Raw genomic sequence first — 23,127 nt, forward strand, 5'->3', positions numbered from 1 at the left:
CCGGAAGCGGTTCATCGTCGGGCCAGCCAGTTCGCGAACAGCCACGCGCTCCAGCACACGCCACCGGCGGCGGCGGTCAGGATCAGGGCGTAGAGCGGCATCGCGTACACCCGGGGGTTGTAGAGGGTCCGGGAGCGCTGCTGGAGATCGGCTCGGGTGAAGATCGCGAGCACGCTGAGCGCGACCGGCCCGTCCAGCGCCCAGGCGGCGATGGTGACCGGGGAGCGGCCGGTGCCGGCCGCGACGGCGATCCCCGCCGCCACACAGACCGCCGCCAGCACGAGCCAATGGACCGGCGGATTGCCGATCGACTGCGCGATGGTCCGGTCCATGGCGGAATTCACGGGACCGTCGTCGTACCCGGCCGGTTCCGGCCGCTGCCGGGAGTACCCGCTGAAATCGAACGAACTGTCTGGGCCTGGCGGAGGAGCCACCGAATCTCCAACTCGAGTCGAGCCGTATATCACTGAGTCGCCCCAGCGTAAGGAGATGTGCCCCTGCGCCGTTATCGTGCAAACGGACGACATGTGTGGTCGGCGAGCGGATTTCGGCACAGCGCGGCCGGCGGTCGCGGCGATCCGCCCGATGGTCCGAAAAGAGTTGTCGTACAGGTCAAGCCGACGGCGAGTCGCTGGGTCCGGCGCACCGGATCAGATACTCGGTGCGGACGCGGGCCGTGCCGAGCACCGCCGCGGTGGTGCCGGCCAGGTGGTCCGCCCAGGCGGCCTCGTGTTCCGAGGGCGTCTCGGGCCGAGCTGTGGCGCAATGGAACTGGGCCACCGCATCGGCGCCGGACAGCGCGAAGACGACATCCACCGCGACCCGGCGGTGGGCGGCGATCGTCACCGCCGCGACCGCCCGGCCCGCGACCGGATGTCTGGTGCACGCCGCCGCGAGGGCCAGGTCGTACAGCCGGGGCCGCCCGATGCCGACGACATTGCCGTACCGCCAGCGGCGGCCCGGTTCTCCCTCGGGCCGCCCCGCCGCCGTGTGCACCGCGAGAATCAGTTCGGCCAGTGCCGAGGCTGCGACGATTACCTCGTGTACCTGTCGACGGTTCACCATAGGTCCTGGACCTTCCGCACGCGGGTCGCGATTCTCTTGCACGGCAACCGAGTTCGACGTTGTCACGAACCGGTCACGCTGTCTGTATATCGAATGCCGGACAAGGCCCCCGGCCCGGCGCCGGTCGCCGGGGTCAGGTGTCGACACCGAAATCACGGGTGATACCCAGCAATCCGCCCGGATGTTCGCGGCCCGCGGCACGGAACAGCCATTCCCGGTCCGTCCGGTGGAGGGCGCCGGCGATCATCGCGTGTGCGGTGGGTGCGATCGCGCTCACGTCGAAGCGGGTCAGGACCGTGCCCGTCGCGCTGTCGAAGACCCGCAGCGTCACGTCGGCGAGCTGTCCGAACGACTGCCGCCGTGCGGCCGCCTCGTAGATCGACACCGCGAAAACGACTTTCGACACCGCCGGTGTGAGCGCGGGCAGGTCGACGGTGATCATCTCGTCGGCCGCGGTGGGGTCGCTGTGCCGCAGCGCACCGTCCGGCGACCGGATGTTGTTGAAGAACACCAGGTAATCGTCGGCGAGGGCATGGTCTTCGGCGTCCGTGGCGATCGCGCTGAGGTCGATGTCGTAGTCGCCGGTGATGCCCGGACGCGGAGTCCAGCTCACCTCGACGGTGACCTGCGCCGCGGTTGTCCCGGGCTCGCCGACCGGAACCGGCAGCCGATACAGCTCGGGCAGGCTGCCGAGCGCGACCGGTTGTGCGGCCGTGAAGATCTCCGCGAATCCGGCCGGCACCCGGACTCCGTCGGTACCGATCTCGAAGGTCCAGGGCGGTCGCAGCCCACCGTCGGGCCGGGCCACGCGCCCGGTGATCGCCGTCTGGGCGAATACGGTGTCGCAGTGGGCGAAACAGTGCACGATCACCGCCGCTCCCGCCGGACCCGCCACCGCCGTCCAGATGATCTCCTCCTGCCCGGGGAAGCGCCCCAGATAGGCCGAATCCGCGACCGGCTCGGTGGTCCGGAACACCGGCGCCACGGCCGTCAGCGCGGCGAAACAGTCGTGCAGGTCGCCCGGCCCGTAGATCAGCAGATTGCGGGTGGCCTGCTCGAGGCCGAGGTGGACCGCCTGCTCCGGACTGCCGGCCCGATGCGGATCGGGCAGCCGCACCAGCCCGGCCACGGAACCCGGATCGTGCTGCCGCCGAGGCTCGAACAGGCCCACCGGTCAGCTCCGCGCCCGGCCGAGAGAATTCACACGACCTCCTGATCGCTGCGTGATCGTTGCGCCCGCATCGGCAACCGCCTCGTCCCGGCGTTCCCGGGCCGTTGTCGATTATCGGGCCGCCGTGGCGGTGTCGGCCGTCCTGCGAACGACCGACAGTGCCGCGGGTCGTGTCACGCGATCGACCGATACCGGCGCCACCGCCGGGATGCCTAGCCTGACGAGGTAGACCGTTGCGACTGTCCGCTGGAGGTGTTCCGTGAGTAGCTTCGGCGACAAGTCGCCGCCCCCGGGCACTTCCGGATCTCCGCGAGTGAGCCTGGTCAAGAAACACAGGCGCGCAACGAAACACGTGGGATCGACGGAGGTGCAGACGGGCCCGCCGACGAATCGATCTGTGTCCGAAACCGATTCGACGATGATCCTGCCGAGCTCGCCGGCGGGTGAGCCTGCGCGTGTGGCTGCTGCGGGACCGCGGAGGGCGGCCGCGCCGCCACGGTCGGCCGGCGCTGATCCGCTGAGGGGTGCTACGGATCCTGCTGTGCGCATGGCGGATTCGATCCATCCGCCGCCTCCGCTGGGCTTCCGGCCCGGGCCGTCGGCTCCGCCCCGGCGTACCGGCCCCGTGCTCGTGGCCGGCTGTGTGTTCGCACTCGTCGTGGTCCTGCTGAGCGCCGCGGTCCTGCGCCTGGACCACGGCTCCCGTGGCACTGCCCGGCCCGTCGCGCCGCAACCTGCCGCCGCCGCACCGGAATCGGATTGCACTGCGGTGTCCTCGATTTCGGTCCTCGACGCGCGCTTCTCCGCCGATTCGCTCGAGGTCACCCTCGGTTTCACCACCCCCTGTGCGCACGGCGCCCTGTTGTCGTCGAACCACGCGTCGGTGACGGTGGCGTCGTCCTCGGTGACCGTGGCGGCCGGCATATTCGACCTCTCGGCCGCACCCGTCACCGTCCCCGCGGCTCCCGGCTCCGCGCGCCGGACCTTCCGGTTCCCGATCGACATGTACTGGCTGGCGCCGGACACCGTGCCGGTCGCGCGGTTACATGTCGACGCCGATCAATTGAGCGGCGCCACACCACCTTCCGGCAGCGTATCGTCATCCGGCGAGACCGCCGTGCTCACCGCCGTCGCACCCGCGGCCGGCGATGCCGAGGCCGCCGCCATCGCCGGCCTGCGTGCCATCGCCGACGCCGACCATGCCGTCGTCTCGCGCGACCTCGCGGATCGCTGGGTGCCCCAGCTCAGTTCGAAACGAATCGGCCTGGTCGCCGAGGGCGTCACCTGGTCCGACGCCCGAATCCTGCACGAATACCTGCAACTGCGCAGCCGCTACCCCGATGCCCGGCTCCTGTGGTCCGGCGCCTGGTCCACCTTCAGCTCGCCCGACTTCTGGATCACCGTCGTCGGCACCGCATTCCCCACCGGCGCCGGCGCGCTCGGCTGGTGCGCAGGCAACGGCTTCGACCGGGACCACTGCTACGCGAAACTGGTCAGCACCACACATCCGGTGCCGGGCAGCACCGAATACCGGTAGTCCACCCGACCCGTCGGCGCGGTGCCGGAACTCGTCCCGCGGCCGTTGCGCTACTGTCCCGAGATGTCGCTGATCCGTCCCGTGCCGCGCAGATGGTTCTGGTCCCACGATATCCAGCCGAATCAGATCGATGCCCTGACCATGCCCGGCATGCGCCTGCACCGACTGTCGAACTACCGGCGCGGCACCCGGGATGCCCGCCGCTTCGCCGCCCTCTATCACGACGACGGCGGCGCGGACGCCCCGCCGCGCACCTGGCTGATCGACGCCGACGCCACCACCGCGAGCGAACACGCCCCCCACGCCGTGGCGGTGACGGTCGACGTCACCCCCGACAAGACCGCGACCAGCTTCACCCTGGTCCTCGACGACACCGACACCGACCCGGCCCGCACCCTGCACACCGATCTGACCGCCGACGACCTGACCGCTCTGCTGGACGAGGGCCGAGCCGTCGTGGACCTGGCCACCTACCGCCGCGACGACACCCGCCTCTTCGCGGCGATCGTCGAGCCCCGCCCCGGCCACCTCGCCCTGTTCTTCCCGGCCCTGCGCACCGCCGAGATCCGCCCCACCCTGACCGCGCACAAGGCTCTGCCCACCCGAGCCCGCGCCTATCATTCCCCGGCGGGCTGGCAACTGGCCGTTGTCGCCGAACCCGCCGACCGCGCCCGCTGGTGGGTGCGCCTGGACGTGGACGCCGACGACGTCTCCCACGAGATAGAACGCCACAGCGCGTACCCCCTGGACCTCGACGCCACCGGCCACGGCCTCGGCGTCCGCTTCGCCGTCATCGCGGCCCGCTGACCCCGGACCGCCTCCGCCCCTTCAGTTCTCGCGCGCGTAGGTGACGGTCCCGATGACCAGCGTCCCCGGTCCGCGCGTCCCGATCGTATCGGAGGTCACTCGCGGAATGTTCGGACCGCACGCATAGGGCGCGCACCGATCGATGGTGGCGTGCAAGGTATTCCCCTCCACGCTGTACCGCCCGGCCAGCGCCGCCCCGCCGCCGGAGTTGTTGTTCACCATCTGCAACACATAGGTCCCGTCGGCATCGAACCGATACTCCGACACGCCTCCCGGCCCGGCCGGACTGGAATCGGAGTCGGTGATCCACGTTCCGACCAGCGCGGCCGGCACCTGGGCATCGGCCTTGGTGGCGATGAATACGGCGCTGCCGACCCCCGAGGCCACGAGCCCCGCAGCGGCGACGACGGTGAGAAAAGTACGCATGATCCGGTCCTTCCGTTCGAGGAGAGATGTAACTCCAAGCCCCCCGCGGGAATTCGAAGTCTCCTCAATGGTCACCGGCCCGCCCCCCAGGTCACTACCCACCCCGGGTGGCGGAACACCCACCCCCGGGGTACCGGCCCGAGCACCCACGGTGCCGCCACCCGCCACCGGAATGTCCGCTGGGCCTCCGAGATCCACCGCGAGCGTCGAGCGCGAAGCGATGTCATGCCAGGAGGAACGCCCGCGCCCGCGCCGGGTGCTCGGCCCGCAAGCCGATATCGGGCTCGACCGGGATCAGCAGGGTCGGTGCGCCGTCGGCGGTGCGCCGGGCGGCCCAGTCGTGGTCAGCCGCTACGAAGTCGTCGTCGAACCAGCAGATCGGCCGATCTCCAGCCCATCGGGTGACGGCCACCGTCTTTCCGTGATGTCCGTCCTGGCGGTGGGTTCCGTGCACTCCGAAGGTGATCGCCGCCATCGACGGCAGTCCGAGGATCGGGGCCACCAAGCGGGCCGCCTCGTGTTCCCACGCCGTGGCCCATACCAGTTCGGCGCCGGTGGCTTCGGCGAGCTCCCGTAGCTGCCTGCCGTGGTCCGGATCCAGCCACACGTGGACGACGGCTGCCGGGAGTCCGGGAAATATCTTGGGTCGCAACAGGTGTGAGATGTGGGTGGGCGACGGTTTCCCGGTGTGCAACGGGTTGAGTACTCCGTCGACATCCAGGAGGATCGCGGCGCGACCGGATTCGATTCTCGCCTCGCTCACGCGGACCCCGGCGGTGGCTGGGGCAGCCGGTCGGTTTCGGTGGCGTTCACCGTCTGGATGTGGTCGCCGGTGGTGACGTCACGGCCGGCCTGGATGATGGTGTTGCCGTCGCCGTTCACCGTGGTGGACCCGGCGCCCGGCGCGTTCAGCAGTGTGCGCAGTTCCCGCAGCACCTGCGCGGAATCGACTCGGGTGGCGTCGATGTCGATGCGGGTGCCGTCGCTGCGGGTGAGGGTGATCCGGACGTCCGAGCGGCGGTAGGTCAGGTACGACGTCAATGAGCGCAGGAGTGCGGAGCCGATTCCGCTGGTGCCGAGGCCGACTCGCAGCCCCTCGGTCACGCCGCCGCTCATCTGCCCTTCGACGGGCCGCGCGGAGACCGGCTGTACCCGGCCGCGCAGGTCGTCGTCGTGGTCGAACCAGTCCAGCAGCGCGAACAATGCGTCGGGGCCGCCGTCGACCCGCATCGTCAACTCCGGATTCCCCTCTGGCACAGCAACCATCCTGCCCCAGCTGTCCGGCGATGTCCCCTCGATCCGGGATCTCGCCGGGTGCGGATCGAGCAGGCAACAGGCAACTCACCAGTCGAGCGCGTGCTCCGGCTGGCAGACGTCCAGGGGAGAGGGCAGATATCGGACGATGGCGTCCAGCAGCGGTGCGACATCCTCGTCGGACCGGCCCGCATCGCACAGCACCGGTACCGCGTCGCCGACGCGGGTGAGGCGCCGGATCCGGTCGTGCAACTGCGCGGGCGGGATCCGGCGCAACCCGGGAATGCCCGATTCCGCCGCGTCCTGCTCCACCACGGCCGCTGTGAGCCGGCGATATTGCTGCTGGGCGAACTCCCGCCGGCTCCCGTGGAACTCGGCGGCCATCGCGTCGGCCGCCCACATCGAGACCAGATCGAGTACGCCCTCGAACCCGGCGCCGCGGCCGAGCGGCAGCTGCACCGTCAACGGCACCGCCCCGCGGATATCGGCGATCGCGCGCACACAGCCGGGGAAGTCGGCGGCGGGCCGATCGACCCCGGTCACCAGGCACAACCGTGCGACCTGGTGATCGTCGGCCACCCGCAGCATCGCCTCGAGCCGCGGCGCCCGCGGCACGGCCGCGTCCAGCACGGCGACCACCCCGTCGGCCACCCGGATGGCGCGCTCCAGTTCCGCGAGGGGAGCGCGGCTCGACAGCTCGGCGAGCCGCACCGTGTGTTCGAACCCGTTCAGTTCCCAAGTTCCGGATCCGGTCCCGGCGAGACGCCGGCCCAGACGCCGGACCACCGCTGCCGTCCCGTCCGGTTCCCCGAGCACCGTCGCATTGCGGATCGACTGGGGGTCAATGGGTTCGGTGTCCATCGTCGTGGTGGTGCTCCCGGTCGATTCGAGTGCCTCGGCGCCTCACGGTACCGCTCCCGGTGGATCCGCGAGGCGGATTGCCGTTCCAAAATAGAACGTGTTCCTATACCGTCGGGGGTGTGCAGAAAGAACAACGCCCGGCGGTGGCAGACTGGTTCACTGCGGTCGACGACTCGGTGCGTCTCGTGGGTAGCCGCTGCAATGCCTGCGGCACACCGTATTTCCCGCGGAACACACTGGCCTGCCGCAATCCGCAGTGCGCCGGTCCGAAGGACGGCTCCGAACTGGCCGAGTACCTGTTCTCGACGCGTGGCCGGATCTGGTCGTACGCCGACGCCCGGTACAAGCCACCCCCGCCCTACGTCTCGGCCGACCCGTTCGAGCCGTATGTCGTGGTGGCGGTCGAACTCGAGGTCGAGCAGATGGTGATCCTCGGCCAGCTCGCCCGCGGTTTCACGGTCGAGGACCTGGCCGTCGGCATGCCGGTCGAACTGACCCTCGGCGTGCTGTACGAGGACGAGGAAGCGGAACACACGGTGTGGATGTGGAGGCCCGTCGATGCCTGAGCACGATCGCGATATCGCCGTCCTCGGCGCGGGCATGCACCAATGGGGCAAATGGGGACGCAGTTTCATCGAATACGGCCTGGTCGCGGCACGGGCCGCCCTGGCCGACGCCGGCGTGGACCACCGCGACGTCGGTTACATCGCCGGCGCGGACACGATCCGCAACGGCTATCCCGGCTTCATCGCCGGTTCGACCTTCGCTCAGGCGCTGGGCTGGTCGGGCGCGCGGATCTCGAGCAGTTACGCGGCCTGCGCCTCCGGTGCCCAGGCCATCGCGAATGCCCGCGCCCAGATCCTCGCCGGACTGACCGATGTCGCCCTGGTGGTCGGCGCCGACGCCACCCCGAAGGGTTTCTTCCAGCCGGTCGGCGGCGAACGCCGCGATGATCCCGACTGGCTGCGCTTCCACCTGCTCGGCGCCACCAACCCCCTCTACTTCGCCCTCTACGCCCGTCGCCGGATGGCTTTGCACGGCGCCACTCTCGACGATTTCGCCGCGGTCAAGGTGAAGAACGCCAGGCACGGCCTGAACAACCCGTATGCCCGCTACCGCAAAGAGGTGTCGGCGCAAGAGGTCGCCGCCTCGGCCATCGTCTCGGACCCGCTGCGCCTGCTCGACATCTGCGCCACCAGCGACGGCGGTGCGGCTCTGGTCCTGACCTCGATGGACTATGCCCGCCGCCACGGCATCGCCGACCCGGTCCGCATCCGCGGGCTCTCCACGGTCACCCCCACCTTCCCGAAAACCGTTCTCGACCTACCGGATTTCGCGACGGACTCCGCCGTGGCCGTGGCGCCCCCGCCGCACACCTTCCGCTCCGCCATCGCCCACGCCGCCTACGAGGAAGCCGGACTCGGCCCCGCCGACCTGTCCTTCGCCGAGGTCTACGACCTCTCCACCGCACTGGAACTGGACTGGTACGAGGACATCGGCCTCTGCGAGACCGGCGGTGCCGAGGCGCTACTCCGCAGCGGCGCAACAACTCTCGGCGGCCACATCCCCGTGAACCCCAGCGGCGGCCTGGCCTGCTTCGGCGAAGCGATCCCCGCCCAGGCGATCGCCCAGATCTGCGAACTCACCTGGCAGCTGCGCGGGCAAGCCGACGACCGCCAGGTGGCGAATGCCCGCGCCGGAATTGCGGTGAACCAGGGCCTGTTCGGCCACGGCTCGGCCATCATCGCCACCCGCTGAGCGGAGACGCCGGGACGCACCGGCCGGCAGCATGGGCCGGTGCGTTCGCCGGTCTCGACGAATGCCGGGAAGTACGTGACCGCCGCCGTGGCGACCGAGATCGCCCGCCTGCCGCGCCGCGTTCCTACCCGTCGAGATGAGAGTTGTCGACGCGCACAATATTCGGCCCCGGATAGCCCAACTCGACGATAACGCCGTTGTCGATCGGATTCGCCTCGTGGTAGGCGTGGAACGCGCTCATCCCCGCCGAACTGCGCTCGTGCTTCCCGAGCACGACATACAGCACGGCCCGCAGAAAAGTACCGTGACTGAACACCGCGATCAACCCATCGGGTTGTGCCGCAAGATCATCCAGCAATGCTTCGGCCCGATCGAGCAGATCGAAGAACGACTCCTTCCCCGGATGCCGCTCGAACGGGTCGGCGCGCTCCCAATAGGCGGCCAGATGCGGCGCCAGCGATTCCGTGGTGACCACATCGTCGGCGAAACCCGGCAGAAAGCGGAACTCCTGCACCGCCCACTGCTCCCGCCGCACACCCGGAAACCGCTCGATCGTCGGCTGCGCGGTCTGCTGCGCCCGCCGCAACGGCGACACGACGATCAAACTCGGTGCGACGTCGAACGCCCCGGCCACCCGGCGCGCCTGCTCATGCCCCCGAGCGGTGAGCGGCGTGGTGCCGCCGCTCGACGGCAACCCGATATTCCCCTCACTCTCCCCGTGCCGAATCAGCCGAACCATCTTGTCGCCCAACGGATGTCCCCTCCACTCGCTGTTTATCCCACCGCTCCGATCACCCGGCGAATCCGCTCGATCCGCCGAATGCTCTTCCGCGACCCCTTGTCGTTCTCCCCGTAGTCGTTCCGCCGATCCCGGACACAACTGACGGCCTTCTTCTCCTGCGGACTCCGCCGAACCACGCCCACCTCCCCTCCAACGCCAGTACAGGCTACGTCCCCGACCACTCCGCCACACCTCATTTTTCCTCGGGCGGAAGCCGATAGCCGATCCGGATCAATCTTCGACCCAGGTCAGCTGTGGACAGCCGCCGACCATGGCACCGGAAGGCGGGCCGCATGATCCGGCGATTCGGCGCATGCTGGTGCTGTGGTGCCACCGCCGTTCATGTCCGGCTCCGCGGAGTCCCTCGAAGCCATCGTGGCCGAGCTGCGTGGTCGGCGTCTCGCCGATGTCACCTACTACCCGTTGACCATCGGCGATGACGGCGAGCTGGCGGGGGAGTGGGATTTCGGGGACTGGCACGAACCGACGATGGGTATCGAGCTGATCTTCCGCAGTGGCCACCGCTACTCGGCGATCTGGAACAACACCTTCGGTGAGTACGGACTCGAGATCTTCCCGAAGCCGATGTCCGGCTTCCTGCTCATCGCCCCCGGAGGCAGTGTGGCGGTGCCGGTATCGGACCATCCGGACTGGGCCGGATTGATCGGCAAGAAGGTCATCGCCGCCGATATCTCCTGGAACCACGATCCTGGCACCGCGGTCCGAGTGCCGTCGGCCATCCGGCTCGGCTTTCGGGAAGCTACGGTCTGGATCGCCGCGGGCCGCTCGGCCGGCAGCGGCCCGGCAGCGACTTTCCGGCTGGGCACCGACGATGTCATGGTTGTCTTCAGCCCGGAGATGAGCTTGCGGGCAGGAATCCCGGAAGTCGCCGATCGAACATCGGGCGACCGACCGGTCCGGTCGAACTGGAGATGAAATACGCACGGCGGCAATGATTCTCGCAGTGAAACCGGCTCGGTGCGGGTGGCCCGGATGTTACCCTGGGATTCGCGGGGAGCTGAAAGTCGGGGGATTCCGATCGGAACGTGATCCTCGTGACCCCGAGTTTCGTTCCCGAGAGCAGCGAATCCGAATCCGGCAGTGGCGGTGGGTGATTCGCGAGGGCGCACCACGTTCGGTGTTGGATCGGTGCCGGGCGTGGTGCGTCTGGCCGGGATGGGCTCTGCCGCAAGGTGATACGCGGATCATTGTTTGCGTGCGCTGCCCACGACCATGGGTACGATGCTGGCCACTCGGGTCGGCATCCTGGTGTGTTCGATCTCCTCGATGTGGAAATCGGTTGCGGTGAGCAGTGATTCGAAATCTCGGTTGGCGTGGCAGCCGTCGGCGAGGCGGCGTTGCAGGGGGGTGATCAGGTCCTGGAAGGTGGCGCGGACGCCGGTGCCGCGGACGTGTTCGTGGAACAGGAACTGCCCGCCGGGGCGCAGGACGCGGTGTACTTCGCGCAGGGCGCGGGCCGGGTCGCGGACCGAGCAGAACACCAGGGATGCGGTGACGGTGTCGAAGCTGGCTGCCGGGAAGTCCAGGTTGTGCGCGTCGCCGTCGACGATGGAGGTCGTGGCGGGTGGGTCGGTGCGGGCCGCGAGCCGGGCGCGCAGCGCCGGATTCGGTTCCAGCAGGACGAGTGCGTCGAGATCGCGGGGGTAATGGGGGACGGAAACGCCGTTGCCGGCACCGATTTCGAGGGTGCGGCCGTGGGCTCGCGCGAGTTGGGTGCGGCGGACCTCGGCTTGGCCGGCCCGTTCGACGCGGGCCATGAAACCGGGGTACCAGCCGGCGAAGAAGCGTTGTCCGAAGGTTGCGGTGGTCATGACCGACGAGTCTGGTGGCCCGGGTGTGCCGGTGTCATGGCCGGTTCCGGCCATCCTGGGTGGCCGGAACCGGTGATGCGCCGACGGTGTTCGGCACGATGTTCTGATGTCGTGGGAGACTTCGCGAGCGGCCGGTGGGAGGTGGGTCATGTTGCGGGTCGAGGATCAGGTGGTCCGGCATGTGAAGACCGGTGGCGGGGATGTCGCCTACTCGGTGGTCGGCAATGGGCCCGCCTTGCTGATCGGCGGGTGGTGGTGCAGTCACCTGGCGCTCAACTGGGAGGATCCGCTGTTCCGGGCCTATCTGTCCGGCCTGGCGAGCCGGTTCGGTGTGATTCGCTACGACCAGCCCGGTCGTGGCATGTCCGGTGGCGGCGGGGCTCCGCTCGATCTGGACGGTGAGATCGCCGTGGTCACCGCTTTGATCGATGCGCTGGGGCTGGAGCGGGTGGCTGTGCTCGGGGCGTCCTCGGGTGCGGCGGTCGCCGCCGGGCTCGCGGCCCGGCTGCCCGGCCGGGTGCATCGGCTGGTGCTCTACGGTGCGTTCGCCCGCGGCGCGGATATCGCGCCGGACAGTGCGCGACAGGCCATGGTGCACACCATTTCCGCGCATTGGGGGCTCGGATCCCGGTTACTGGCCGATGTTTTCGTGCCCGGCGCCGACAGTGCCGAGCGTGAGCGGTTCGCCCAGTTCCAGCGGCTGTCCGCGACGGCCGAACAGGCCGCCGGGTCCCTGGCCGCCACCTATGACATCGACGCGACCGAGTACCTGGCGGCCGTCACCGTGCCGACGACGGTGCTGCATCGCCGGCAGGATCGCGCGGTGCCGTTCGCCCTCGGCGCCGATGTGGCGCGTCGCGTGCGCCGGGCGACCTTCGTCGAACTGCACGGTGAGGATCACTTCCCGTGGCGCGGGGACGCGGCCGCGGTCACCGGCGCGACCCTGCGCGGGCTCGGTCATCCGGTACCGCTGCGGCCCGTCCCGCCGGGCCCCGAGGCGGTGACCGGCCGGGAGCGGGAGATCCTGCGCCTGGTCTCGGAAGGACTCACCGACACCCAGATCGGCGAACGGCTGACCCTGAGCCCGCACACGGTCCACCGGCACATCGCCAACGCCCGGATCAAACTCGGTGTTCGCTCCCGGGCCGCTGCCGCTGCCGCCATCCGAGCGGATCGCCCCGACCGGATGCCCTGAGCCCACACCCGTGCGGCCGGCCCCGACCGGATGCCCGTGTGCCTCCGTCGGTCCGGCCCGCCCCCGACCGGAAGCCGTGTGCCTCCGTCGGTCCGGCCCGCCCCCGACCGGAAGCCGTGTGCCTCCGTCGGTCCGGCCCGCCCCCGACCGGAAGCCGTGTGCCCGTTGTCCATGCGGGCCGCGCCGGCCGGAATGCGTACGGTCGCGGCGTCCACGACTACCGATGACAGGGTGCCGGACCGGACGAGAGTCGCCCGGGCGAAAACCTATGACTGTTCCCCGGACTCGGTCGGCTTGCGCAGCGGCAGCCCGGCCGCGCGGTAGATGGCGTCGATCACGGTCATGGTCGCGACCGAATCCGCCGGGGCGGTCGCGACCGGCGCCCCGTCCAGGACGGCCGCTGCGAAGGTGTCGAGCTGATAGGCGTAGCTGGCCCGGCGCGGGAACCGTTCCACCCGCCGCGCGCCGCCGGTGCGTACCGACAGCCGGTGGAACACCTGTGGCGCAACGGGATTGAGAATGCGCAGCTCACCGTGTTCGCCGACGACCCGCGCGTTCACGCTCAGCAGGTCCCGGGACCACATCGAGCAGCGGATGCGGCCGGTGTGCCCGCTCGGGTAGCGCAGGTCGGCGGTCATCGCCCGATCTATCTGCGGCCCGCGCAGTTTCGCCCGCGCGGAGACGACCCCGGGCTCCTCACCGCCGTAGACCCGGGCCATGTGCACGGCATAGCATCCGGCGTCCATGGTCGCGCCGCCGGCGAGATCGTAGTTGTAGCGGATGTCGCCGAACTTCGGCAGCGGGAAGCACATCGCGGCCTCCACATGCTTCAGGTTCCCGAGTTCGCCTGCCGCGAGGATCTCTTCGACACGCCGGGTCAGCGGGTGGTAGCGATAGTGGAACGCCTCCATCACCACCCGGTCGGAATCCGCTGCCAGCGCGGCGATCTCCTGCGCCTCGGCCGCATCGGCGGTGAACGGCTTCTCGCACAGCACATGTTTGCCCGCCGCGAGCGCCGCCCGGGTCCACCGCCCGTGCAGGCCGTTGGGCAGCGGGTTGTACACCGCGTCGACCTCGGGATCGGCGAGCAGCGCCGCGTAGCCCTCGTGGACCACCGGGATCCGATGCTTGTCCGCGAACTGCCGGGCCCGCCCGGCATCACGCGCCGCGACGGCGACCACCGTGGCCCGCGGGTGATCCCGGGCGGGGGAGATGAGGGCGTTCGGCGCGATACGCGCCGCACCGAGGATTCCGATCCGGACCCGGCCTGCTTCGGTCATGCCGACACCGTACCGCCGTAACGGGATTCGTCACCCCGGCCGAGCGTCACCGTCCGCGTGCGATCCGAACACCACCGCGGCATTCAGTGCCCGCCGCCGGCCCCGTCGCCGCGACCTCGGCCGGTTCGGCCTCGGCCTCCGCACCTGCCTGTTTCTCGCGCCGCAGCGCCACCGCCACCCCCGCGAAGATCACCAGGGTCAGCCAGAGATACGCGTTGTGGTCGAGCACGCCGAACGGCGGCCGATTGGGCAGGCCGAAGACATTGTCGACGTGCAACCCGAACAGTTTCATCACGCCGTCGGACACGATCACGGCCACCACCACCGGGCTCACCACGGTCGCCACCGTGGGCCGGCGCACGGCCAGGTCGACCAGGCAGATCAGCAACGGCGCCAGCCAGACCCAGTGGTGGGTCCAGCTGAACGGGGAGACCACCGTGGTGGTCAGCCCGCACAGCACCACCGCCGGCAGTTCGCGTCCGGTCGCCGACAACCGGTGGGCCAGCATCAGGCAGACGATCGTGACCACGATCGCGCCCAGCAGCCAGGTGGCCTGGAGGGCGCCACCGGTGCCCACCGCGCGGGCGATCATGCCGCGCAGCGATTCGTTCTGCGAGTTCTGTGGCACCCCGACCCGCGCCGGATCGGCGAACGCGCCACCCCAGAAGGTCAGCGAATCCCGCCACATCCAGATCGCCCCGACCGCCATGGTCGCCACGATCGCGCCGATCGCGTTGACGGCGGCCCGGTATCGGCGCGTGGCCAGCAGGTACAGCACGAAGAAGACCGGTGTCAGTTTGATGCCGGCCGCGATACCGGTCAGCACGCCCTTCCAGCGGAACGAGTCCGGCAGGGCCATGTCGACCAGTACCAGCAGCAGCAACAGGATGTTGACCTGTCCGAACGCCATGGTCGACCGGATCGGCTCACACCACAGCAGCAGGCAGGCGACGAGCGGGCCGAGCGCCAGCATCCGCAGATCACGCCGGTAACCGAGCAGCGACAGCGCCGCCCACACCGAGCCGATCAGCATCGCGAAGTCGACCAGGCCGCCGATCCAGGTGAACACCAGCCCGTGCATCGCCACCAGCGGCACGAACATCAGCGCCGCGAACGGTGAGTAGACGAATTCGAACACCCCGCGGGTGTGCCCGCGCAGTGGACTGTCGTACACCGAGACACCGTCCACGACGCGCTGTCCGGCGATCTGGTAGGTGCCCAGGTCGACCAGATGCATCATCGTCTGGGGCGCGGTCAGCACCTGGTCCAGATAGTAGAAGCCCGCGGGCAGCCCCAGCGCGACCAGTGCCCAGACCACCGGCATGGGGATCGTGCGCCGCTGTGGCGCGATCGGGCCTGTGCCCGCCACCGGTTCGGACGTCGACAACGACATTCTCACCCCCGTATCTCGAGGCCTCCGATTTCAGCCCACGGCGATGACGATGACTCTCGGCCGCCATCGGGTCGAACCTACGCTGCGGGCACTCGCCGCAACTTACCAGGCGGCCGCCGGAAGGCACGGGCGGGGCGGTGATCGCGCCGGTCGGAGAGATCGGCGGTCCCGGGTCCCGGCGGCGGCGCAACCGCGATTCGGCCCGGCGGCGCGGCCCCGGCCAGTGTATGCGAAAGCAGTTGCGGCGCAGTCCCGACCACGGACGCCACGGTGTCACGCGCCCTTGACTCAGCAGCCTGGCACGGCGACAGTAAATGGAACTGTACCGTCGTCCAACGGAGTGACCGGGTGACCACTATCGATGAGTTCCGCGCCGGAGCCCGGGACTGGCTGCGCGCCAACGCGAAAGCCTTCGACCAGGACACGGAATCCGATCCCGAGGGCGGCGCGGTCCCGCTGGCGGTGTCGAAGGCGTTCCAGAAGAAGCTGTGGGAGGCCGGTTACGCGGGCATCATGTGGCCCGTCGAATACGGTGGCCAGGGGCTCGGTGTGGCCGAACTGCTCGCCTTCAACGAGGTGGCCGCCGATTTCGTGCTGCCGGTGTGGCCGTTCGTGGTGGGTCTCGGCATGCCCGGCCCGACGCTGCTGGAACTCGGGACCGAGGAGCAGAAGCGGCGTCACCTGCCGCCGATGCTGCGTGGTGAGGAGATCTGGTGCCAGCTGTTCTCCGAGCCCGACGGCGGTTCGGATGTGGCGAGCCTGCGCACCGCCGCCGTCCGCACCGAGACCGGCTGGCGGATCAACGGCAGCAAGGTCTGGACCTCCGGCGCCCAGGTCAGCGATTTCGGTGCGCTGCTGGCCCGCACCGATCCGACCGTACCCAAACACCAGGGCATCACGATGTTCATCGTGGACATGCATCATCCGGGCGTGACCGTCCGGCCGCTGCGGGTGGCCACCGGCTCGGCGCCGTTCAACGAGGTGCATTTCCAGGATGTCGACGTGCCCGCGGACGCGGTGATCGGCGCGGTCGACCGCGGCTGGCAGTCGGCGGTGGTGATGCTGCGCAACGAGCGGGTGTCGCTGGGCACCGGCCCCCGGTCGCGGTCGAATCCGCTCGGGTTCGACTCGCTGCTGGAATTGGCCCGCGAGCGTGGCCTGGACCGGGATCCGGCGGTGCGCCGCCGCCTGGCCGAGATCCACGCCCGCGAGGCGGCGCTCGGCGCCTACGGCCGGGTGCTGCACGAGGAGACCACCGCGGGCCGCAATATCGGCGCTCGCGGGTCCGCGGCCAAACTGGCCGGCGCCGCACAGCAACTGTGGGCCGCCGACCTGGCTCAGGAGATCCTCGGCGAGGAGTTGGCGCTCGGATCCGACCGGATGAATCCGGTGGCGATGGCGATCATCACCGGTCCCGGCATGGCAACCGCCGGTGGCACCAACGAGATCCAGCGCAACATCATCGGCGAGCGCGTCCTCGGCCTGGCCAAGGATCCGGGCGTGGATCGCGACCTGCCCTTCAACCAGCTGCGTTTCTCCCGTTGAGCGCCCGCGGCCCCGTCGACCGGAAGGACCGGCCTTGACCCTCATCGACACCCCCGAACAGCAGGCGCTCGCCGACGCCGTGCGGCGCTTCGTGACCGAGCGCACCCCGCGCGCCGCGGTGCGTGAAACAGCCTTCGGTCCGACATCTTTCGATCCCGCCGTCTGGCGCGGGCTGGCCGCCGATCTCGGCCTCGCGGGCCTGCTCGTGCCCGACGAGTTCGGCGGGCAGGGCGGCACGGCCGCGGATCTGGCTGTGGCACTGCGGGAATTGGGCGCCGGCCTGGTACCCGCGCCGCTGCTGGCCTCGGGTGTGCTCGCGGCGGGCACGCTGCTGGCGCTCGACGACGTCGCGGCGCAGAAGACCTGGCTGCCGCAATTGTCCTCGGGTGCGGTGGTGGCCACCCTCGCGGTCTCCGAACCCGATGGGCGCGAATGGATTTCGGACCGGCCCGCAACCACGGCGATGGTGTCGGCCGGCGCGGTCACGCTGTCCGGGATCAAGTCCGCGGTGCTGCACGCCGCCGACGCGGATCTGCTGCTGGTCACCGCGACCGGCCCCGACGGTGCCGGGATTTATCTGGTCGAGCGGGGCGCCGCCGGTCTGCTCGTGCATCCCGAGAACTGCCTCGACGCCACCAAGAGCCTGGCCACCGTCTCCTTCGACGGCACACCCGTGACGCCGCTGACCGGCGACACCGCGGCCGCCCTGGAGCAGGTGGCCGATCTGGCGAATCTGGCCGTCGCCGCCGAGCAGGTGGGTGCGTTGCGCGCCTGCCTGGACCTGACCACCGAATATGCCAGGATCCGATTCAGTTTCGGCCACCCCATCGGCGCGTACCAGGGTGTCAAGCACCGGCTGGCCGATATCTACACCGACTGGGCGCTGGCCGACGCGGCCGTGCGCCGGGCCGCCGAGGCGGCGGCCACCGACCCCGCCGCATTCCCGGCGGCGGCCGCCACCGCCCGCGTGGTCACCTCGCCGGCCTATGTGAACGCCGCCAAACACACCATGCTGCTGCACGGCGGCATCGGTTTCACCTGGGAACACGACGCCCACCTCTACTACCGGCACGCCATCGTGAGCAATGTGCTGTTCGGCGGTCCCGACTACCAGAAGGACCGCCTGGCGGACAAGCTCGCGATCTGACGGTGGCGCGATCAGGGTGACGGCGGGCCGTGGGTGACAATTGTCGGCACGTCGTCGTCCCACGCCGGAGGTGCCATGTCGCAGTCCCTGACCCAGTTGTTCGCGCTCGATTCGCTGCTGACGCCGGAGGAGATCGAGATCCGTTCCACCGTGCGGAAATTCGGTGAGCAGCGGATCCGGCCGCACATCGCGCAATGGTTCGAACAGGCCGCCCTCCCGGTCCGGGATCTGGCCGCGGAACTCGGGTCGCTCGGGGTGCTGGGCATGCATCTGGACGGCTACGGCTGCGCGGGGATGAGCGCGACCGCCTACGGGCTGGCCTGCCTGGAACTGGAGGCGGTCGACTCGGGCATCCGCAGCCTGGTGTCGGTACAGGGCTCGCTGGCGATGTTCTCCCTGCACCACTGGGGCAGCGAGGAGCAGAAACAGCGCTGGCTGCCGCCGATGGCGGCGGGCACGGCGATCGGCTGTTTCGGCCTCACCGAACCGGATTTCGGCTCCAACCCGGCCGGAATGCGCACGCACGCGAAGCGCGACGGCGGCGACTGGGTGCTCGACGGCACCAAGATGTGGATCACCAACGGCTCGGTCGCCGATGTCGCGGTGGTGTGGGCCCGGACCGACGACGGTATCCGCGGCTTCGTGGTGCCCACCGACACGCCCGGATTCTCAGCCCCGGAAATCCGTGCCAAACTGTCGCTACGCGCGTCGATCACCTCGGAACTGGTGCTCGACGGCGTCCGCCTGCCCGGCGACGCGATGCTGCCGCTGGCCCGGGGCCTGCGCGGACCGCTGACCAGCCTGGGCGAGGCGCGCTTCGGCATCGTGTTCGGCGCGCTGGGCGCCGCCCGTGACTGCCTGGAGGCCGCGATCGACTACACGCGGTCCCGGCAGGTGTTCGACAAACCGCTGGCGGCCTATCAGCTGACCCAGGCCAAGATCGCCGACATGGCGCTGGAGGTCGGCAAGGGACATCTGCTGGCCTATCATCTGGGCCGGCTCAAGGATCGCGGCGAGCTGACCCCGGACCAGGTCAGCACCGGCAAACTCAACAATGTCCGCGAGGCGCTGGACATCGCGCGGGAATGCCGGACCATCCTGGGCGCCAACGGGATCACCCTGGAATATCCGGTGCTGCGGCACGCGAACAACCTGGAGTCGGTGCTGACCTACGAGGGCACCTCCGAGGTGCACCAGCTCACCATCGGCAAGGCGCTGACCGGCGAGGACGCCTTCCGCTGAGCTGCCGTTCGCGCATCACCCGGCCGGGCGGGCTCAGTCGCGCATCACCTGTTCGCGCAGGCTCGCCAGGGTCTTGGACAGGATGCGCGAGACCTGCATCTGCGAGACGCCCAGGGCCGCGGCGATCTCGCTCTGGGTCCGGTGTTCGAAGAAACGCATCATCAGCACCCGGCGTTCGCGGGCGGGCAGTGCGGCCAGTAGCGGCCGCACCGCCAGGAACCGCTCCACGTGCTCGTATTGCCCGTCCTCGTCGCCGAGTACCTCCAGCAGCGACAGCGAGTTCTCACCGTCGTTGCTGCCCGACACCGCCTCGAGCGAGGAGGTCTGATACGCATTGCTCGCGATCAGCGCCTGGGTGACCTCGGCGAGATCGACGTCCAGTTCGGCGGCGATCTCCCGGGCCCGCGGCATCCGGCCCAGCCGCTGCGACAGCCGCTCGATCACGCCGCTCAGCGAGCCCTGAATTTCCTTGGTACGCCGGGGGACCCGCACCGCCCAGGTGTTGTCGCGGAAGTGCCGGCGCACCTCGCCCATGATGGTCGGGACGGCGAAGGCGAGGAACGGCGAGCCACGCGACTGGTCGAAGCGGTCCACCGCCTGCACCAGACCCAGACTGGCCACCTGGAGCAGGTCGTCGAAAGTCTCACCGCGCCCGGCGAATCGCCGCGCGATGTGCTCGGCCAGTGGCAGGCAGCGGTCGATGATCTCGGTGCGTAGTGTGTCGCACCGCGGATCGCCGGGAGCGAGCGCGGCGAGCGCGGCGAATGCCGGCTCGATGTCGTCGTAACTGTCGCGGCGGGACCGGCCGCGCTCAGCCGGCATCGGCGGCACCTCGCCGGCGGCTGAACTCGACCATCACCGGATGGCCGAGACCGTTTCCGTCGGTGTCGGTTTCGATGACGGTCAGGGTATCGGTGATGGTGAGCAGCACATGCCAGCCGAAGCCGGTCTGGTCGATCACCTTCGGCACGGTGCTGAAACCGACGACGCGCACGGTCATCCGGTCACCGTCGCAGCCGAATTCGCATTCGATCGAGGATCCGGGCACCGCGGCCGACAGCAGACAGGTGGCGATCTCGTCGAGCGCGACCCGGATGTCGGTCACCTCGTCGAGTGCGAAATCGGCCATGAGCGTGACGGTTTCGGCCAGTGCCCGCAGCATGGTGAGTTGTTCGGGGACGGCGTCGACGCGGACGCCGACCGGCGACATCCGCGTCCGCGGTTCCGACAGCCAATCCTGGTCCGGCACGTGAATCTCCCTTCGCGTGAGCCGGGCCGTTTCGCTCCGGGCTCCTGACATCTAGCTCCGCACCGCCTCGTACACGGTGGAATAGGGCCGGAACAGCGCTCGCGCTCCGGTTATCCGCAGGACGTGCTCCACCTCGTACCGGCCGGCGGTGAGCCGCAACTCGACCGCGGCGGCCGCCGCCGGCTCCCGCGCCGCGATCAGCGCCACGGCGGCCCCGATGCCGAGGAACCGGGTGCCGGTGAGGTCCACCACGACGATCGAGCGTTCCGAAACAGCGGCCGCGGCAATCGCTTTCGCGATCGCATCGCGGAACTGCCCGGTGATCGCGGCATCGAACTCGCCGTCGACACGCACGACGGGGAGGTGACCGGGCCCGGATCCGGGCCGGACGGTACCGCTCGGCGCGGCGTCGATCGCGTGGTCCAGCAGGGCGACAGCAGACATGGTGAATACCTCCGCACGAGATGTTCGGTAGTACGCGCGAAAGGGATCCCGACACGAGAACCGGAGCTCTCCGAGTGAACTCCGGGGAACCGGGATCCGAGATGCCGCGGTGCATCCGCCTGCGGCGACACGCGCAACCACGATCGGCTGTGGACTCAACCTCCCACCATTATGCCGGCGGTGGTAGCCGCCGGGCCCGAGTACTGTCACTGTCCGCCTACCCTCGGTGCCCGGCGGGAAACACGCCGAGGGCCCCGATCACCGTCGATCGTCGGGTGCGGGGACGAATTGCCGGGCCTCGGTCGTCACGCCCCGCATCGCCGGGTGCCAGGCCGCCGGGTCACCGTGCAGCGCCGCTTCCGCGGTGGAGCGCAGCTGATCCCAGGTGGCGTCCGGCGGCATCGGGCGCACCTCCGGATCGCAGCGGAAGTCCAGCAGCATCGGCCGATCGGTGTCCAGCGCCCGGTCCCAGGCGTCGCCGATCCGGTCCGGATGGTCGACCGCCAGCGCGGGCAATCCGAACGCGCGGGCCACCTCGGCGTAGGAGACGTCCGGAAGTTGCTGCGACGGTTCGAATTCCGGGGCACCGCCCATGGCCCGCAACTCCCGGGTGACCCGGTTCGGATCGTTGTTGTGGAAGACGCAGACCACCAGTCGCGGATCCGGCCAGCGCCGGTGGTACCGCATCGCGGTCAGCAGTTCGGTGAGCCCGTTCATCTGCATGGCGCCGTCGCCGACCAGGGCGATCACCGGCCGGTCCGGATGGGCGAACTTCGCGCCGACGGCGTAGGGGATACCGGCGCCCATACCGGCCAGGGTGCCGGACAGCGAACCGCGCATACCGGTGCGCATCCGCAGGCACCGGGCATACCAGTGGGTGGAGGATCCGGAATCCGCGGTCACGATGGCCGCGTCGGGTATCCGCCGCGACAGCTCGTGTACCACCCGCATCGGGTTGATCGGCCGGGCCGGCAGCATCGCCTGCTGCTCGACCACCGCCCACCAGCGCTCCACCCCGGCCTCGATCTTCCGCTGCCAGCTGCGCTCGCGCTTGGGCCGCAGCAGCGGAATCAGTTCGTTCAGCGTGGTTTTCGCGTCCCCGACCAGGTTCACCTCGGTCGGGTACCGCATGCCGATCATGGCCCCGTCCACGTCGATCTGCACCGCGCGGGCCTGGCCGAGGCGCGGAAGGTAGTGGCTGTAGGGAAAATTGGACCCCACGATCAGCAGAGTGTCGCAGTCGCGCATCAATTCGTAGCTGGGCCGGGTGCCGAGCAGCCCGATCGTCCCCGTCACGTACGGCCGCTCGTCGGACAGTACGTCCTTGCCCAGCAACGCCTTCGCGACGCCGGCGCCGGTCAGTTCGGCGATCTCGGCGATCTCGTCGGCGGCGGTGCGCGCGCCCTGCCCGGCCAGGATCGCGATCCGGTTGCCCGCGTCGAGCAGGTCCGCGGCCCGTTCGATGTCCAGCCGCGCGGGCACCACGGTGGACCGCAGCGGGCCCGGCGCACTCGACGGCACCCGCGCGCGTTCGCATCCGGGCGATTCGTAGGGCTGCTCCTGCGCATCGGACGAGATGATCACCGCCGTCGGCGCCCGCCGCGCCGCGGCGACGCGGAAGGCCCGGTCGATGGCGTCGGGCAGTTGGCTGGGCACGTTCACCTCGGTCAGGTACGCCCCGGCCACATCCTTGAACAGGCTCTGCAGGTCGGCCTCCTGCTGATATCCGGCGCCCATCGCGCCGCGCGCGGTCCGGCCCACGATCGCCACCACCGGCACATGATCGAGTGCGGCGTCGTAGAGCCCGTTGAGCAGATGGATCGCACCCGGCCCGGAGGCGGCCAGGCAGACGCCGACCTGCCCGCTGAACTTCGCGTATCCGGTGGCCTCGAACGCCGCCATCTCCTCGTGCCGGGCCTGGACCAGCGCTGGTCGGTCGCCGGCCCGCCCGAACGCCGCGACCAGTCCGTCGATCCCGTCGCCGGGACAGCCGAACACCTGCCGTACTCCCCAGTCCCGTAATCGTTCCAGGACGTAGTCGCCCACCTGCCGCACCATGGTCTCTCCTGTCTCCTGCGATGACTCGGCGCCCGGATACCCGGACCGGCGTGCCCGAATCACGCGGGTGCACCGGTCCCGC

24 protein-coding genes are annotated in these 23,127 nt (G+C 69.9%); 9 read left to right on the forward strand and 15 right to left on the reverse strand.

The features are described 5' to 3' along the window. Window positions 1-11: 11 nt before the first annotated feature. The 3 genes from LBW94_RS01035 to LBW94_RS01045 form a co-directional block, all read right to left on the reverse strand. A complete protein-coding gene (locus LBW94_RS01035; protein WP_225055855.1) occupies window positions 12-434 on the reverse strand; it encodes a hypothetical protein in 423 nt (140 codons plus the stop codon). Window positions 435-612: 178 nt separating this feature from the next. Further along, window positions 613-1,065 (reverse strand): hypothetical protein, encoded by a 453-nt coding sequence (locus tag LBW94_RS01040; RefSeq protein ID WP_225055853.1) that lies wholly within the window; start codon window positions 1,063-1,065, stop codon window positions 613-615. A gap of 133 nt (window positions 1,066-1,198) precedes the next feature. After that, window positions 1,199-2,236, reverse strand: coding sequence for a TerD family protein (locus LBW94_RS01045; RefSeq protein WP_225055852.1), 1,038 nt, complete (start codon window positions 2,234-2,236; stop codon window positions 1,199-1,201). Window positions 2,237-2,783: 547 nt separating this feature from the next. Between LBW94_RS01045 and LBW94_RS01050 the strand changes: the two genes are divergently transcribed. Together LBW94_RS01050 and LBW94_RS01055 are read left to right on the forward strand one after the other, a co-directional pair. Continuing rightward, complete coding sequence (locus tag LBW94_RS01050; protein WP_225055850.1) at window positions 2,784-3,773, forward strand: hypothetical protein; 990 nt, start codon at window positions 2,784-2,786, stop codon at window positions 3,771-3,773. Between the two features lie 63 nt (window positions 3,774-3,836). Continuing rightward, window positions 3,837-4,580, forward strand: a complete 744-nt coding sequence (locus tag LBW94_RS01055; protein WP_225055848.1) for a hypothetical protein — start codon at window positions 3,837-3,839, stop codon at window positions 4,578-4,580. A 21-nt stretch (window positions 4,581-4,601) separates the two neighbouring features. Here LBW94_RS01055 and LBW94_RS01060 read toward each other — a convergent pair whose 3' ends face one another. The 4 genes from LBW94_RS01060 to LBW94_RS01075 form a co-directional block, all read right to left on the reverse strand. Then, on the reverse strand, window positions 4,602-5,006 hold the full coding sequence (locus LBW94_RS01060; protein WP_225055847.1) for a hypothetical protein: 405 nt from the start codon (window positions 5,004-5,006) through the stop codon (window positions 4,602-4,604). A 223-nt stretch (window positions 5,007-5,229) separates the two neighbouring features. Next, a complete protein-coding gene (locus LBW94_RS01065; RefSeq protein ID WP_225055845.1) occupies window positions 5,230-5,769 on the reverse strand; it encodes an HAD domain-containing protein in 540 nt (179 codons plus the stop codon). After that, on the reverse strand, window positions 5,766-6,263 hold the full coding sequence (locus tag LBW94_RS01070) for an effector-associated constant component EACC1 (protein WP_225055843.1): 498 nt from the start codon (window positions 6,261-6,263) through the stop codon (window positions 5,766-5,768). Before LBW94_RS01070 ends, LBW94_RS01065 begins: the two co-directional genes overlap by 4 nt. Window positions 6,264-6,347: 84 nt before the next feature. Next, window positions 6,348-7,121: a GTP-binding protein gene (locus LBW94_RS01075; protein ID WP_225055841.1), complete on the reverse strand. Its 774-nt coding sequence runs from the start codon at window positions 7,119-7,121 to the stop codon at window positions 6,348-6,350. 119 nt (window positions 7,122-7,240) lie between these two features. On the opposite strand from LBW94_RS01075, the gene LBW94_RS01080 reads away from it, so the two are divergent. Next, window positions 7,241-7,687 carry a Zn-ribbon domain-containing OB-fold protein gene (locus LBW94_RS01080; protein WP_416276838.1) on the forward strand — a complete coding sequence of 149 codons (447 nt, stop codon included), beginning with the start codon at window positions 7,241-7,243 and terminating at the stop codon, window positions 7,685-7,687. Further along, window positions 7,680-8,879, forward strand: coding sequence for a lipid-transfer protein (locus LBW94_RS01085; protein ID WP_225055840.1), 1,200 nt, complete (start codon window positions 7,680-7,682; stop codon window positions 8,877-8,879). The genes LBW94_RS01080 and LBW94_RS01085 overlap by 8 nt, the downstream gene beginning before the upstream one ends. 124 nt (window positions 8,880-9,003) lie before the next feature. Here LBW94_RS01085 and LBW94_RS01090 read toward each other — a convergent pair whose 3' ends face one another. Further along, on the reverse strand, window positions 9,004-9,618 hold the full coding sequence (locus LBW94_RS01090; RefSeq protein ID WP_225055838.1) for a histidine phosphatase family protein: 615 nt from the start codon (window positions 9,616-9,618) through the stop codon (window positions 9,004-9,006). Window positions 9,619-9,984: 366 nt separating this feature from the next. Here LBW94_RS01090 and LBW94_RS01095 point away from each other — a divergent pair, with 366 nt between their 5' ends. Beyond that, the gene (locus LBW94_RS01095; protein ID WP_225055836.1) at window positions 9,985-10,596 is read left to right on the forward strand and encodes a hypothetical protein; all 612 of its coding nucleotides are present in this window, start codon (window positions 9,985-9,987) and stop codon (window positions 10,594-10,596) included. A gap of 269 nt (window positions 10,597-10,865) precedes the next feature. Here LBW94_RS01095 and LBW94_RS01100 read toward each other — a convergent pair whose 3' ends face one another. After that, complete coding sequence (locus LBW94_RS01100) at window positions 10,866-11,492, reverse strand: class I SAM-dependent methyltransferase (protein ID WP_225055834.1); 627 nt, start codon at window positions 11,490-11,492, stop codon at window positions 10,866-10,868. A gap of 148 nt (window positions 11,493-11,640) precedes the next feature. On the opposite strand from LBW94_RS01100, the gene LBW94_RS01105 reads away from it, so the two are divergent. After that, window positions 11,641-12,687 carry an alpha/beta fold hydrolase gene (locus LBW94_RS01105; protein ID WP_225055833.1) on the forward strand — a complete coding sequence of 349 codons (1,047 nt, stop codon included), beginning with the start codon at window positions 11,641-11,643 and terminating at the stop codon, window positions 12,685-12,687. Between the two features lie 266 nt (window positions 12,688-12,953). Here the strand turns inward: LBW94_RS01105 and LBW94_RS01110 are convergent, their stop codons facing one another. Together LBW94_RS01110 and LBW94_RS01115 are read right to left on the reverse strand one after the other, a co-directional pair. After that, window positions 12,954-13,967 carry a Gfo/Idh/MocA family protein gene (locus LBW94_RS01110; protein ID WP_225055831.1) on the reverse strand — a complete coding sequence of 338 codons (1,014 nt, stop codon included), beginning with the start codon at window positions 13,965-13,967 and terminating at the stop codon, window positions 12,954-12,956. Window positions 13,968-14,013: 46 nt separating this feature from the next. After that, window positions 14,014-15,360 carry a glycosyltransferase 87 family protein gene (locus LBW94_RS01115; protein ID WP_225055829.1) on the reverse strand — a complete coding sequence of 449 codons (1,347 nt, stop codon included), beginning with the start codon at window positions 15,358-15,360 and terminating at the stop codon, window positions 14,014-14,016. Between the two features lie 348 nt (window positions 15,361-15,708). On the opposite strand from LBW94_RS01115, the gene LBW94_RS01120 reads away from it, so the two are divergent. The 3 genes from LBW94_RS01120 (at window position 15,709) to LBW94_RS01130 (ending at window position 19,294) form a co-directional block, all read left to right on the forward strand. Beyond that, a complete protein-coding gene (locus LBW94_RS01120) occupies window positions 15,709-16,905 on the forward strand; it encodes an acyl-CoA dehydrogenase family protein (protein ID WP_225055827.1) in 1,197 nt (398 codons plus the stop codon). Between the two features lie 34 nt (window positions 16,906-16,939). After that, window positions 16,940-18,052 carry an acyl-CoA dehydrogenase family protein gene (locus LBW94_RS01125; protein WP_225055825.1) on the forward strand — a complete coding sequence of 371 codons (1,113 nt, stop codon included), beginning with the start codon at window positions 16,940-16,942 and terminating at the stop codon, window positions 18,050-18,052. A gap of 75 nt (window positions 18,053-18,127) precedes the next feature. After that, entirely contained in the window at window positions 18,128-19,294 is a 1,167-nt protein-coding gene (locus tag LBW94_RS01130) for an acyl-CoA dehydrogenase family protein (protein ID WP_225055823.1), read from the forward strand. A 33-nt stretch (window positions 19,295-19,327) separates the two neighbouring features. Here the strand turns inward: LBW94_RS01130 and LBW94_RS01135 are convergent, their stop codons facing one another. The 4 genes from LBW94_RS01135 to LBW94_RS01150 all read right to left on the reverse strand — a co-directional run bounded on the left by LBW94_RS01135 (window position 19,328) and on the right by LBW94_RS01150 (window position 23,045). Further along, entirely contained in the window at window positions 19,328-20,116 is a 789-nt protein-coding gene (locus tag LBW94_RS01135; protein ID WP_225055822.1) for an RNA polymerase sigma factor SigF, read from the reverse strand. Then, window positions 20,106-20,543, reverse strand: a complete 438-nt coding sequence (locus tag LBW94_RS01140; RefSeq protein ID WP_225055820.1) for an ATP-binding protein — start codon at window positions 20,541-20,543, stop codon at window positions 20,106-20,108. Before LBW94_RS01140 ends, LBW94_RS01135 begins: the two co-directional genes overlap by 11 nt. 51 nt (window positions 20,544-20,594) lie before the next feature. Then, the gene (locus LBW94_RS01145) at window positions 20,595-20,987 is read right to left on the reverse strand and encodes an STAS domain-containing protein (protein WP_225055819.1); all 393 of its coding nucleotides are present in this window, start codon (window positions 20,985-20,987) and stop codon (window positions 20,595-20,597) included. A 258-nt stretch (window positions 20,988-21,245) separates the two neighbouring features. Further along, window positions 21,246-23,045 carry a thiamine pyrophosphate-requiring protein gene (locus tag LBW94_RS01150; protein WP_225055817.1) on the reverse strand — a complete coding sequence of 600 codons (1,800 nt, stop codon included), beginning with the start codon at window positions 23,043-23,045 and terminating at the stop codon, window positions 21,246-21,248. Between the last annotated feature and the right edge of the window lie 82 nt (window positions 23,046-23,127).

Source organism: Nocardia sp. alder85J, from assembly GCF_020176955.2.
Classification (GTDB): domain Bacteria; phylum Actinomycetota; class Actinomycetes; order Mycobacteriales; family Mycobacteriaceae; genus Nocardia.